Origin of the sequence: Rarobacter incanus, assembly GCF_006715765.1 — a bacterium.
Lineage (GTDB): Bacteria > Actinomycetota > Actinomycetes > Actinomycetales > Cellulomonadaceae > Rarobacter > Rarobacter incanus.
The window spans coordinates 1504504-1518412 of record NZ_VFNV01000001.1; the positions used below are offsets into that span (position 1 = coordinate 1504504).

Genomic DNA, 13909 nt, shown 5'->3' on the forward strand with positions numbered 1-13909 from the left:
CTCCTGCGGCGCTCCATCGTTCCTGGCGGTAGCACCCTGTCCATGCATTTCTGCACCGGGGGGTTGCTGCGGCGTCGTTGAGCCAGGTCTCTCAGCCGCTCTGGATGGTCGCCTCATACTCTAATGGATAGTTCTCATCATGGACTACGTCGCGTCCACGATTCGGACATGGTGGTGGCGGCTGATCGAGCGCGCCCCTCCCAGCTGATCGCGTGCGCGGTCTCGATACGCGCGCTTCGCGCGCACTCGACCAGCGGGCCGGGGGACTTCGCTGATCGAGTGCGCCGCAGGCGCATATCGAGATCAACCAAAGAGCGGGCGCGGTCTCGATACGCGCGCTTCGCGCGCACTCGACCAGCGGGGACAGCACGCCACTCGACCAGCGGGCCGGGGGACTTCGCTGATCGAGTGCGCCGCAGGCGCTTATCGAGATCAACCAGAGAGCGGGCGCGGTCTCGATACGCGCGCTTCGCGCGCACTCGACCAGCACCCGCCGCCTATCTCGGAATTCAAGACGGACGCCGAACCACATTGCCATACCGATGCGCCCCGCTAGGGTTTAGCGCTATAGTCGTCATTGGTGCGACTATCTATTCACTGATCCGATCAATCGGACCGACAAATTCGAGGAACCATGACGCCCAAACCACTTCGCCGACTCACCGCCTCCATCGCGGCATTAGCCGCCATCGTGAGCCTGGCCGCCTGCGGCGCAGGCAGTGGCGGTGACGCCACGACGCTCTCGCTGGTCGGCTTCGCCGTCCCCAAGGCCGGAAACAACGCGGTCCAGGCCGCATGGGCCAAGACAGACGCCGGCAAGGGCGTGACTTGGTCCGAATCGTACGGCGCCTCTGGTGACCAATCCCGAGCCGTCGAAAAGGGACTGAAGGCAGACGTCGTTCACTTCTCGGTCACCCCCGACGTCACACGCCTGGTCGATGCGGGGCTGGTCGCCGACACCTGGGATGACGGGGCCAACAAGGGCATCCTCACCGATTCCGTGGTTGTTCTTGTCGTCCGCGAAGGCAATCCCAAGGGCATCACCGGCTGGGATGACCTTGCAAAGGACGGCGTACAGATTGTCACGCCGAACCCGGGATCGTCGGGCGCTGCCCGCTGGAACATTCTCGGTGCTTGGCAGCACATCATCGCTGCAGGCGGTTCGGAAGACGACGCCAAGACGTTCCTTGGCAAGGTCCTGGCAAACGTCGCGGCTTTCCCAGGCTCCGGGCGCGACGCCACCCAGGCCTTCGAGTCGGGCACCGGCGACGTCTTGATCTCATATGAGAACGAGGCCGTCCTCGCCCGCCAGGAAGGTCAGAAATTCGACTACATCGTCCCGGACGACACGCTACTCATCGAAAACCCGGCGGCCGTGACCAAGGACGCTAACCCGAAGGCGCAGCAGTACCTGGACTTCGCGCTATCAGCCGAAGGCCAGAAAATCTACGCATCCAAGGGGTTCCGCCCGCTGCCATCCGCTGGCACCGTCGATGTTGGCACCGTCGAAGGCGCAAATGACCCAAGCAACCCGTTCCCCGAGGTCAAGACGCTCTTCACGATCGACGGAGATTTTGGCGGCTGGAGTGAAGTCAAGACGAAGTTCTTCGATGAAAACACCGGCATTATCACCAAGCTTCAGCAAGAAGCGGGGCTGAGCTAGCCATGACCTCCACCGGCGCTGCTATCGCAGCCGATCTCAACACGGAGCACCTAGACGCTGACGCACCAGGCGCCTTACCCCGCGAGCAGTCGCCGGTGGAGCGGTCCTCCGCCCCCACAAGCACCGGGCGCCGCCCGCCAAGGCGGCGCCCGGGCGGGGCGCGTCACAATCTGACGCGCCCCGCGGGGGTCGGACTCGGCGTGAGCATCCTCTGGTTCTCGCTCCTGGTTCTCATTCCGCTGGCGCTCATCATCATTCAGGCGGTCGACGGGGGGTGGACCAATTTCGCCGAGACGATGCGCAACCCGCAGACCGCCGCCGCGATCTGGCTCACGGTCAAGCAGGCCCTCCTGGTGACTGTCGTGAACACGGTCGCCGGGACCCTGATCGCCTGGGTCTTGGTGCGCGATTCGTTCCCCGGCAAACGTGCGCTGGAAGTGATAATCGACATTCCGTTCGCGCTACCAACAATCGTTGCCGGCCTGGTACTGCTCGCAACATACGGCCCGCAAAGCCCCATCGGGATCGACGTGGCCAACACCGAAAAGTCGGTTTTCCTGGCACTCCTGTTCGTCACGTTGCCATTTGTCGTGCGAACCGTGCAGCCCGTCTTGCTAGAACTCGAGCCCGAAGTCGAAGAGGCTGCGCAATCATTGGGCGCGAATCGCTTCCAGACGTGGACCAAGGTGGTGCTGCCCGCCCTAGTGCCGGCAATAAGCGCCGGCGCCACGCTCTCCTTCGCCCGCGGGATTAGCGAGTACGGATCCTTGGTGCTGCTCTCCGGCAACCTGCCGTTCAAGTCCGAGGTCGCCGCGGTTCGCATCTTCAGCTACATCGAAAACGACAACGTCGCAGCGGCCGCCTCAATCGCGCTCGTTCTGCTCCTAGTGGCAGTCGCGGCGATCGTGACCCTCGACATCATTTCCCGGAAGGTGGCCCGCCGTGGCTGAGACACTCGCAGCGGGGGCGGCGGCCTCGTCCTCGCGTAATAAATCTCGGTGGCAAGCAAAGTCCGCGGGCACCTACGTGCGCCGCACCATCGTCATCGCCTATCTGGGCGCGCTGGTCATCTGGCCCGTTTCGCTTGTGGCGGTGCGCACGTTCTCGGACGGCAATTCGCTGACCGATGCGCTCCATGACCCCGCCGTGACCGCGGCGCTATGGCTAACCGTGGTGGTCGCCGCCTGGGCCGTCGCCATCAACACGATATTTGGCGTTGTGGTTTCGATCCTGATCGTGCGCTACCGGTTCCCCGGGCGGCGCCTGTATTCAACACTGCTCGATCTGCCGCTTTCGGTGTCGCCCGTCGTTGTCGGACTTGCCCTCTTGCTCGCCTACGGCCCCACCACCGGCCTGTTCGGCCCCTGGCTGGAGAAGGTCGGCTTCAGCGTCATCTTTTCGACGCCAGGCATGGTGCTGGCCACCGCGTTCGTGTCGCTGCCACTCGTGATCCGCGAAATCGTCCCCGTCCTCCAGGAAATTGGGATGGATCAGGAACTCGCTGCCCGGTCGCTCGGCGCGGGACCGTGGGCAACATTTCGGCGCATCACCCTGCCATCGATCAAATGGGCACTGCTTTACGGAGTTGTGCTGTCGCTTGCCCGCTCCCTCGGGGAGTTCGGCGCCGTCAAGATCGTGTCGGGGAATATCTCGCTGCGCACCCAAACAGCCACCCTCGTGGTGGAGGACAAGTACCTGGAATTTCAACAAGGGACGGCCTATGCGACCGCGTTCCTTCTCACCCTGATCGCCGTCGCGGCCCTGGTGGTCGTCACCTTCCTGCGCCCCAAAGAGGAGCAAAAATGAGCATCGTCGTGCGCAACGTCAACAAGAATTTCGGGGACTTCGCCGCCCTCACGGACGTGTCCGTCGCGATCCCGACCGGCGGGCTGACCGCGCTGTTGGGTCCGTCCGGCGGCGGCAAATCAACGCTGCTGCGCATTATCGCCGGGCTTGAACATCCCGACTCCGGGAGCATCGAGATCGGCGGGACGGATGCAACCAACGTGCCCGCGCAACGGCGTGGCGTCGGCTTCGTGTTTCAGCATTACGCGGCGTTCAAACACATGAGCGTGGCAAAGAACGTGGCCTTTGGGCTCGAGATCCGCAAGAGACCCAAGGACGAGATCGCCGCGCGCGTGCGCGACATGCTCGATCTGGTGCACCTGAGCCAATTCGCGGACCGACTGCCGTCGCAGTTGTCCGGCGGGCAGCGCCAACGCATGGCCTTAGCTCGCGCGCTGGCAATCGAACCCAAGGTGCTACTGCTGGATGAGCCCTTCGGGGCACTGGACGCGAAGGTGCGCAAGGAACTGCGCGACTGGCTGCGCCGGCTCCACGACGAGGTGCACGTGACCACCGTCTTCGTGACGCACGACCAGGAGGAGGCCCTGGAGGTCGCCGACACCATCGTGGTGATCAACAACGGCCGCGTGGAGCAGATCGGCAGCCCCGACGACCTATACGATCGCCCGGCGAACGCCTTCGTGCTCGAATTCTTGGGCCCCATCACGCACCTGAACGGTGTCGCCGTCAGGCCACACGACATCGACGTGGTCTCGGCGCAAAGCGCCGCCGACTTCCCGGCCGAGGTAGTAGCGGGCCGGATAACGCGCCTGCTGCGCATCGGCTTCGAGGTCCGCATCACGGTCGCGCCAGACGCCCCGGCCGGCGCCGAGGTCGACCCGGTGAGCGTGACTCTCACCCGCTCCGAAGCCCGCGAGTTGGCGCTGGAGGTCGGGCAGGTGGTTGGGTTGCGAGCCCGCACAGGAGCGCTGGTCCGCTAGGCGGGCACACCAGTGCTGGTAGGTTCATCGCATGACGAAAAACGCCGTGGCGATCCGCGCGGAAAGACTCACGGTCACCCGCGGATCCCACCGCGTGCTGCACGACATCGACCTGACGGTCACCCGCGGCGCGATCACCGGGCTGCTCGGCCCCTCGGGATCGGGCAAGACGACGCTGATGCGCTCGCTCCTCGGCGTGCAGATCATCGAGTCCGGCACGGTCACCGTGCTCGGCAAGCCGGCGGGCGATCCCGCGTTGCGCCGCCGCGTCGGATACGTCACGCAGGCCCCCTCCATTTACCCCGACCTGACCGTGCGCGAAAACATCGCCTACTTCGCGCGAATCCTGCTCGGGCGCGGCGCCCGGGGTGCCATCGACGAGGCCATCGCCACGGTCGGGCTTGAGGCGCAGGCCGGTCAGCTGGCCGCGACGCTGTCGGGCGGGCAAGCGTCGCGCGTGTCGCTGGCAACCGCGCTGCTCGGAGCGCCCGATGTGCTGGTCCTCGATGAACCGACCGTCGGGCTCGACCCGGTGCTGCGCGCCAGCCTCTGGGACCTCTTCACCCAGATCGCCGCCCGCGGCTGCACCCTCATCGTCTCCAGCCACGTCATGGACGAGGCCGCCCACTGCGACGACCTGGTGCTGTTGCGGCAGGGCAAGATCGTCTTCCGCGACAATCCATCCGCGCTGCTCGCCGCGACCGGGCTCACCAGTTACGACGACGCCTTCTTGGCGCTGGTGACGCGCGAGCCGGGGAGCGGGACTCGTCCCACAAGCTCGCACGACAAGGACACGGACCGATGATCGCCACGGCAGCGCGCGTGCTGCGCCAGCTCCGCCACGACCCGCGCACCATCGCGATGATCTTCGCGCTGCCGTGCCTGCTGCTCGCCCTGCTGTGGTGGGTGTACGACGGCGGGGCGATCTTCGACCGCATCGGCCCCGCGCTACTGGCCCTGTTTCCGCTGGTCGTGATGTTCCTGGTGACATCCATTACCGTGCTGCGCGAACGCCGCGGGGGCACGCTCGAACGCCTGCTCACCCTTCCCCTGTCCAAGGGGGCGTTCATCGGGGGATACGCGCTCGCATTCGGCGCGCTGGCCGTGGTGCAGGCGCTGGCGGCGTCGGCACTGCTGCTCGGGCCGCTCGGCGTCAGCCCCGCCGGGCCCGCGTGGATGCTCGTGCTCATCGCCGTCGCCGACGCGCTGCTGGGAACCGCGCTGGGCCTGTTCGTCAGCGCGTTCGCGCGCACCGAGTTCCAGGCCATCCAGTTCTTCCCGGCGATCGTGCTGCCGCAGTTCCTGCTGTGCGGCCTGCTCGTTGCGCGCGACGACCTGCCCGGGGTGCTCCATGCGCTGTCGAGCCTGCTGCCGCTCAGCTACGCGGTCGACGCGATGAACGAGGTCTCCGCCGCCAGCGACCCGGCCATCTGGGCGCCGCTGGGGGTCGTGGCGGGGTTCACCGTCGGGATGCTGGCGCTGGGGGCGGCAACCCTGCGGCGGCGCACGCCGTAGGGCGACCCAAGTGCGCGGTGGCGGGCCTCGTCCCCCGCATTCCTTTCACCCCGGCGAAATGTGACCTTCGAGGCATTTGTCACGCGACTCCCAGACTTTAGTCCTACGCTGAAAGGCGAGCGGAAGTTATGAAACGGCCGCCGCCTAAGTGACGACGGTGCGCTTCCGCAGGAATCGGAGGGCTCGTCATGACCTACCAGACCATCAATCCATACACGGCCGAAACTGTCGCCACTTTCCCCTTCGCCACGGACGCGGAGGTTGATGCTGCCGTAGACAAGGCGCACACCGCCTTCCTCTCCTGGCGGGCGGTACCCGTCGCCGAGCGCGCGACACTACTGGGCACGGCCGCCGCGCTGCTGCGCGAGCAGAAGGAACAATACGCTCGGCTCCTCACTTTGGAGATGGGCAAAACCATCAACGAGGCCCGCGCCGAAGTGGACCTGTCCGCCGATATTTTGCAGTGGTACGCCGATCGCGGCCCTGAACTCCTACAACCACGCACCCTCGACCACACCAATGAATCCGGCAAGGAAGCGTACCTGGTGCGTGAGCCGCTCGGCGTCCTGTACACGGTGGAGCCCTGGAACTTCCCGTTCTATCAGGTCGTGCGGGTGGGCGCACCGCAGATCGTGGCCGGAAACACGATCATCCTGAAGCACGCCTCGAACGTCCCGCAGTCGGCCGCGGCGATGCAGAAGCTGTTCCTGGACGCCGGAGCCCCCCAGGGCATCCTCACGAACCTCTATGTGAACCGCGACCAATCGGCGCGCATCATCGCTGATGAGCGCGTGCGCGGGGTCGCGCTGACCGGCTCCGAAGACGCCGGCCGCATCGTGTCGACCCAGGCTTCGCAGGCCCTGAAGAAGTCGACCCTGGAGCTTGGCGGGGCGGACGCATACATCGTGTTGCCGGACGCGGACATCGACAAGGCCGCCCGCTGGGGCGCGTTCGGGCGGCACTGGAATGCGGGGCAGGTGTGCTGCTCATCAAAGCGCATGATCGTTGTCGATGACGTATACGACAAGTACATGAGCGCGTACACCGAAGAGATCGGCAACCTGGTCCCCGGCGATCCATTCGACGAGACCACCACGCTCGCGCCGCTGTCGTCCCAAAAGGCCGCCGACGACGTGAAGGCCCTCATCAAGGAGGCCGTTGAACACGGCGCCACCGCAACCGAATACGGTTCGCCCGTTCCCTCGCAGGGCGCCTTTGTGCAACCAACCGTGCTGACGGACGTTGCCGCAGACAACCCGGTGTTCCACAAGGAGATTTTTGGTCCGGTGTCGATGGTGTTCCGCGCCAAGGACGAGGACGACGCCATCCGCATCGCTAACGACTCGCCGTTCGGGCTGGGTGGTTCCGTGTTCACCGAGAACGAGGCGCACGGGAAGGCGGTCGCCGCGCAGATGGAGACCGGCATGGTCTACATCAACCACCCGACGGGCGTGAAGGCGGACCTACCATTCGGTGGCGTCAAGCACTCGGGCTACGGGCGCGAGCTGCTGGATCTGGGCCTGTTCGAGTTCGTCAACGACAAGCTCGTCGTCGTCTCCGACATCGACGGGGTCTTCTAAGGGCTAACCCGCAGCAACCGAACAGTTCGCGAGTGGGGGTCCGGCATCGCGCCGGGCCCCCACTGCCATGCCCGGGATCCCTCACCAGCCCTTCGTGCCCAAGAACTTGTGGATTCGTTTCTCGCTGATCGGTCCGTCCGTGCCGAGCTGCTGCGCGAAGAGCGATACCCGCAGCTCCTCTAGCATCCAGCGCACCTGCGCCAGGTCGTCGGACAGGGGAACGGAGTCGGCCAGCTCATTTTCCGTCCGCCACTGCACGATCCGGTGCTTCCAAGCCGACTCGACGTCGCGCACGCGCGCGGCAAGGTGCTGGTCGCGGATGGGATCGGATTCTGCCTTTTCCAGGCGGTGCAGGTCAGCCCGCAGGTAGCGCGCCAGGTGGCGTAGCTTTGCGGGCGGGGTCGACGCGATGAATCCGGGCCCCAGCAGTTCGCCGTAGTGCGCCCGAATATCGGTGACGGTGCCGAGTTGCGCCAGCCCCGTGGCGCGCCGCAAAGCAACGTCCAGTTCCCGACCCGCAGCCAGTATCGCCACCACGTCCCCAACCGTGCGGTAGACCTCGTCTTCGAACGCGGGCCGGACCCGGGAAATTGCCTGCGCATACGAGCTTTGGTCCGTTAGGTCGGCGTCCTCTCCGATCAACCGCATCGCCGTCGCCCGCTGCAGATCGCGGACCAAAGCGTCCTTTCCGTCGTAGGGTGCAGCACCAAGCGCTAACGCCTGCTTGCTTGACCAACGACTCGTGATTCTGCCGGTTGAAAGACCAATGTCGGCGATAAGTCGATCCACATCGGCCCAAGGATCGACCTGCGCGGGGCGAATCGGCGCCGCTTGCTCCCGCGCGGCGCCGGGTGCGCCCGGGCCCGTTCCCGATTTGCTGGCTGGGTGCGCTGGCGCGCCCGGTTTAAGAAAAGGTTTTCCCGATCTAGCGGCCGGCGCGGGTCGGCCCGCTTCGCGCATGGCCGCGGCCAGTGCTCCCCGCACGGTTCCACGCAAAGCGTGTTCGGCCTGCGCGGCGAACTTGCGCTGCAAAGCGACCAGATCCTTCGATTCGTCGACGACCACGCGGGAGGCGGAGCGCTCGTCGGTAATTCTGAATGTCATTCGCAGGTGGGCCGGCAGTCGGTCGCGATCGATGCTGCCAGCCGGGATGCGCACGTCCTTTACGGCGCGCACCGCCTCCGTGAATGAGTGTTCGAAGGAATCCGCCATGTCGCCCGCGCGCGCCATATCCGCCCACGCGGGGGTGTTTGCTCGCAGCCAGGCGGCAACGCTGGCGCCGACGTCGGGCGCCGGCACCAACTGCACGCGGAGCGCCTTGGGTAGCGCCTTGATCGAAGCCACAACCAGTTCGTCGAGCATCCCCGGGACCATCCAGTCGAATCCGTTCGGAACTACCGCCTCCAAAGCCGCCAACGGAATATGTACAGTAACACCATCCGCATCTGTACCAGGCTGGAACTGGTAGGTCAGCGGGTACGCGCTTTCGCCCTGCGGCCACGCGTCCGGGTAGCGGTTCGGGTCCAGTGCTTCCAGTTCCGGGACCAGGTCACGCACCGAAAGATTCAGCAGCTCCGGGCGGTCACGGCGCGCGCCGCGCCACCACTTGTCGAAGTCCGCGGCCGACACGATGTGGGCCGGGATCCGCGCGTCGTAGAACTTGTACAACTCTTCGTCGTCGAACCACGTCGCCCGCTGCCGCGACCGGGCCTCAACCTCCTCGATCTCGGCGCGCACCTGCTCGTTATGCGCGATGAACTTGTGATGCGCGACCCAATCACCATCGATCAGGGCATGCCGAATGAACATCTCGCGGGCGGCGGCCCCGTCGACCCGCGAATACAGGACACGCCGGTCTACGACGATGGGGACTCCGTACAGCGTCACCTTTTCGCGCACCACCGCCGCGCCGCGCTTGCGCGACCACGCGGGGTCCGAATAGCTCGACTTGGCGAGCGGTCCCGCCAGGTGTTCGGCCCACTCCGGTTCAATGCGCGCGACATCACGGGCCCACAGCCGTGAGGTTTCCACCAATTCGCCAGCCATGATGAACTCGGGCGGCTTCTTTGACAGTGGCGATCCGGGGAAGATCGCGAACCGGGCGCCGCGAGCGCCCATGTATTCGTTCCGAGCCTGGCGCTTGGCGCGCTTGAGGGCCCGCTCCCGGGCGGCTCCGCGCAGGTGGGCGACCGCGGACGCCTTGATCTCGCCCGATTCCTGCATTCCGATCTGCGAAAGCAGCCCCGCCAGCAAGGACCGGTGGATGGCGTCTGCGTTGCCGCCCGTGGGGTATCGCGGAACTTCCGGAACCGGGTCATGGTTCGATTGCGCGGTGTGCGCAGTACCGCGTCCAGCCGTCGCGCGATTCGCCGCTAGGGGCGATTCGCCAGCGGATTGGTGCCCGGCGGTCGGGCCGGCCGTTTGACCGGCGGCCTTCAGAGCTCGCTGCGGCGAGGTCGGCAAGACCCTGCGGGGGTTCACGCGCAGCCCCAGGCCGCGGGCCAACTCGCGCAGCTGCGCCACAACGTCCTGCCACTCGCGCACGCGCAGGTAGTTGATGTATTCGCGCCTGCACATGCGCCGAAACGCGCTACCCGATAACTCGCGCTGCATCGAACGCAGGTATTCCCACAAATTGAGGTACGACAGGAAGTCGGAGGTCGGATCCGCGAAGCGCGCGTGCATCTGATCGGCCTGCGCGCGTTCCTCATTCGGCCGCTCCCGGGGATCCTGCACCGACATCGCCGCGGTGATGATCATCACTTCGTAGACGACCCCGTGACTGGCGGATTCCAGAATCATCCGGCCCAGGCGCGGATCCATGGGCAGGGCCGCCAGGCGACGCCCGGTATCGGTCAGCCCCCTGCCGCCGACCGTCAAGGCGCCCAATTCCGTCAACAGCACGACGCCGTCGCGCACCGCCCGCGTGTCCGGTGGCTGCACAAACGGGAAGTGCACCATGTCGTCGGCGGATCCCACGACGCCGACCGCCATCATCTGCAGCAGGACCGACGCTAACGAGGTACGCAGGATCTCGGGTTCGGTGAACTCGTCCCTGGCATTGAAATCGTCCTCGGAATACAGCCGGATCGCGATGCCGTTGGCAACGCGCCCGCACCGGCCCGCGCGCTGGTTCGCGCTAGCCTGCGAAATGGGCTCGATCGGCAATCGCTGCACCTTAGTAGCCCGCGAATACCTGGAGATTCGCGCGGTGCCCGGATCGACCACATACCTGATACCGGGGACGGTCAGGGACGTTTCGGCGACGTTGGTCGCTAGCACGATGCGCCGGCCAGCATGCGGCTGGAAGACGCGGTGCTGTTCGGCGGCCGACAGGCGCGCGTACAGCGGCACGATTTCAATGTAGTCGGGTCGCTTGTCGTCGTTAGTCCGCGCCCCGAAATGACCGGCGAGGGCGTCCGCGGCGTCGAGGATTTCCCGCTCGCCGGAAAAGAACACCAGTATGTCGCCGGGTCCCGCCTTGCACAGTTCATCCACCGCGTCGAGCACACCCGTGATCGGGTCGCGATCGCCCTTCCCGGACTTGCCCGGGCCTGCTTCCAAGTCCGTCAGCGGCCGGTAGCGGATTTCGACCGGGTACGTGCGCCCGGACACTTCCACGACGGGTGCGGGCGTGTCGCCCGTGCCGAAGTGCTCCGCGAACCGCCCAGAATCAATGGTCGCGGACGTGATTATCAGCTTCAGATCGGGACGGCGCGGCAGCAGTCTCGCCAAATACCCAAGCAAGAAGTCGATGTTGAGACTGCGTTCGTGGGCCTCGTCGATAATGATCGTGTCGTAGGCGAGCAGTTCGGGATCACGCTGGATCTGCGCCAGCAAAATGCCATCCGTCATGACCTTGACTAGCGTGTCGTCGCTGGCCTGATCCGTGAAGCGCACCTGGTATCCCACCGCCGCCCCGAGCGGGACCCCTAATTCCTGCGCGATCCGCTCGGCGACGGTCCGGGCCGCGATTCGGCGCGGCTGCGTATGCCCGATCTGTCCGGCGCGCCCGCGCCCCATCTCCAGGAGCATTTTGGGCAGCTGCGTGGTTTTCCCGGAGCCCGTTTCGCCCGCGACGACCACTACCTGATGTTCGGCGATGGCCTCCATGATGGCGGCCCGGTTGGCGCTGACCGGAAGCTGCTCGGGGTAAGTGATGGGCGGCAGCGAAACCGCGGCTCGCTTGCCAGCAGCGCGCGCAAGTTCCTGTTTGAACTGCGGATTTGGGGGGACGAGGGCTCCGCTGCGACCCTTCTTCGCGCGCGGGCTCCTGGCAGCCCGCGCCGCGCCGCCGCCCCGATGGCCGCTACTGCCCACCTGGCCGCGGGGCGATCGGTCGTTACTGCTCACAACAAACCATTGTCCCAGGTGGCGCCGACCACGTCACGACAATTTGCGTTTTTGCAGGTCGCGCCCCGTCGCCGCGGCGCGATCAACGCAACCCGGAGCAGTTGTTCTCCCAGTCGCAATCGATCAGCCACGAACCGGCTAAGTTGAGGGTTCGCTGGGCCGTGTAGGTCCACACGGTTTCGCCCGACTTCGCATTGACGGCGGAAACGGTCCGCGTGAACTCGTCCGCGATGAATACGCGCTTGCTGTCAACAGCCAAGGGCCGTCCCGTGGCCTGCCAGGCGGTTGCCCCGCTGTCCGCTTCCAGCGCAATGACGTTCGAGGTGGGGTCGGACTGGGACCCGGTGGCCGGTACTGTCGACGCAACGATGACCTTGTCGCCCATGATCAAGGGCTCATTCGCGCCGCCCGCACCGACCGGCATCGGAACCGTCCACACGGGCTTGTCCCAGCCGTTCGTGGCGAATGCCGCCACCTCGTTGCCCCCGCCGATCACCGCGGTCGTACCGGTCGCGGCCAAGTATGGCGTCCCTTCCACGGTGAGCCACGCGATTTCGGAACCGTGCGCATCCGCCACTACCAGCGCGGACTGGACCTGCTGCAAGCCGTTTTCCTCGTAGCCGCTCACATCATCGCCCGCCTCGTCGCGCAGCACCGTGTCCGGGTCCAGGTATGCCATCGGCGGCATACTTCCCTGATACACGACTTCGCCGTTGTCGGGCTTGATTGCAAAGTAGTATCCGCCCGATTCCGCGGGGCACGACGCGGCTACTTCACCCGAACTCGTTAGGACTTGCGACTCGTCCAGGGCGGCGCACGATCCCAATGGGCGCACACTCAACACCACGATCCCCATGCCAAGATCGGGTGCGGATAGCGATACGGCCGGTATCCATTGCGGAAGCGACGAACGGTCCGCGGCCGCGGCCGACTGGTACGCGGCGGGAACGGCCACTATGGACTGCCAGGCGGGAATCAGTCCGCGGCGAGCGGCGATCGTTAGCGCTGCGCCGTCGGCCGTCGCGACCAGGTCGTACACCGTGTCGCCCAGCACCGTGGCCTGCGGGCCCAGGGCCGTGGTGGCTCCGGTGGAGATTTGGTAGAGCGTTGACGTCAACGTGGTCCGTTCGTTGCAATACGCGAGGTCATCGCCTGCGGGCAGGCACGACATTACCGGGCCTTCGACGTCGGGAAAGATCTTTGCGGGGTCGAGCGCCCCCATCACCGTGCCGGACTCCAGGTTGACTGCGACGTCGAACGTTACCGACGGAGTGATTACATCCACGTCGATCCCGTACACAATCGGGTTCTCGTCGGTCTCGGTTGCGCCTGCGGTGTCGTTCGCATCCATGAGGGTCACGCTCGCGATGCCGAGATCCCCCGATGAGCTCCACCCGACCGACCCATCATCGGTGGCTGCGCCCGGGTCAACCGCGGTGATCGCGGCAGCCAGGTCGGAATAGGGGATCGTCCAGGCCGCGCTCGGCTCGTTCGGATAGTCGTTGATCCGCAGGGCCTGGTCCGCAACGTCGGGCTGGCCCGCCCTGTTCCCCATCGAGACCGCTACCCAGGCGCCGCCGCCTCCAACCACGATCGCCGCGGCCACCACCGATGCCACGAATGCCTTGCTTCGCCGTTTCGGGCTCGCCGCCGACCCCGGCTCCTTGGCATCGGTGGCTTCGCCACCAAATTCCGCGGCAAAGAAGTCCGCCGGCGGGGCTGTTTCCGGATCGCGCGGGGGAGTCGTTGCTGCGCCGATATTCAAAGACCTGCCCCAGCCCGCCGCCGGCGGCTTGCGCCACGCGAGGTGCCGGTCAATTTCTGGGCGGTTGAGCGCCGCAAGCCGGAGCAGGACGGTGTCATCCGCACCAGGGTTTTGGGCGATCAATGGGGCGAGCGCCGGACTGTCGTCGAGCAATTGCAACAAGCGGCGAGACGAGGTGCGCGGATCGGCGGCAAGCTCGGTGGGCGATGAGTCGGACGACATTGTCTCTCCATGAATTCGGTGCTGC

9 protein-coding genes and 1 riboswitch are annotated in these 13909 nt (G+C 65.9%); of the genes, 7 read left to right on the forward strand and 2 right to left on the reverse strand.

Annotation, left to right across the window (positions count from 1 at the left end; all coding sequences use genetic code 11):
• Positions 1 to 10 precede the first annotated feature (10 nt).
• Positions 11 to 111, reverse strand: a riboswitch (SAM riboswitch).
• Between the two features lie 523 nt (positions 112 to 634).
• The 7 genes from FB389_RS06310 to FB389_RS06340 all read left to right on the forward strand — a co-directional run bounded on the left by FB389_RS06310 (position 635) and on the right by FB389_RS06340 (position 7544).
• Positions 635 to 1663, forward strand: coding sequence for a sulfate ABC transporter substrate-binding protein (locus FB389_RS06310; protein WP_142112018.1), 1029 nt, complete (start codon positions 635 to 637; stop codon positions 1661 to 1663).
• 200 nt (positions 1664 to 1863) lie between these two features.
• Positions 1864 to 2613: a sulfate ABC transporter permease subunit CysT gene (cysT, locus tag FB389_RS06315; protein WP_246043556.1), complete on the forward strand. Its 750-nt coding sequence runs from the start codon at positions 1864 to 1866 to the stop codon at positions 2611 to 2613.
• Complete coding sequence (locus FB389_RS06320; RefSeq protein WP_142112023.1) at positions 2606 to 3469, forward strand: sulfate ABC transporter permease; 864 nt, start codon at positions 2606 to 2608, stop codon at positions 3467 to 3469. Before cysT ends, FB389_RS06320 begins: the two co-directional genes overlap by 8 nt.
• Complete coding sequence (locus FB389_RS06325) at positions 3466 to 4449, forward strand: sulfate/molybdate ABC transporter ATP-binding protein (protein ID WP_142112025.1); 984 nt, start codon at positions 3466 to 3468, stop codon at positions 4447 to 4449. Before FB389_RS06320 ends, FB389_RS06325 begins: the two co-directional genes overlap by 4 nt.
• 31 nt (positions 4450 to 4480) lie before the next feature.
• The gene (locus tag FB389_RS06330) at positions 4481 to 5254 is read left to right on the forward strand and encodes an ABC transporter ATP-binding protein (RefSeq protein WP_142112027.1); all 774 of its coding nucleotides are present in this window, start codon (positions 4481 to 4483) and stop codon (positions 5252 to 5254) included.
• The gene (locus FB389_RS06335; RefSeq protein WP_142112029.1) at positions 5251 to 5964 is read left to right on the forward strand and encodes an ABC transporter permease; all 714 of its coding nucleotides are present in this window, start codon (positions 5251 to 5253) and stop codon (positions 5962 to 5964) included. The genes FB389_RS06330 and FB389_RS06335 overlap by 4 nt, the downstream gene beginning before the upstream one ends.
• Positions 5965 to 6152: 188 nt before the next feature.
• Positions 6153 to 7544, forward strand: a complete 1392-nt coding sequence (locus tag FB389_RS06340) for an NAD-dependent succinate-semialdehyde dehydrogenase (RefSeq protein WP_142112031.1) — start codon at positions 6153 to 6155, stop codon at positions 7542 to 7544.
• A gap of 81 nt (positions 7545 to 7625) precedes the next feature.
• On the opposite strand, the gene hrpA is transcribed toward FB389_RS06340, so the two are convergent.
• On the reverse strand, positions 7626 to 11897 hold the full coding sequence (hrpA, locus tag FB389_RS06345; RefSeq protein WP_170207903.1) for an ATP-dependent RNA helicase HrpA: 4272 nt from the start codon (positions 11895 to 11897) through the stop codon (positions 7626 to 7628).
• Positions 11898 to 11979: 82 nt separating this feature from the next.
• Positions 11980 to 13884, reverse strand: a complete 1905-nt coding sequence (locus FB389_RS06350; protein ID WP_142112033.1) for a variant leucine-rich repeat-containing protein — start codon at positions 13882 to 13884, stop codon at positions 11980 to 11982.
• Positions 13885 to 13909 lie beyond the last annotated feature (25 nt).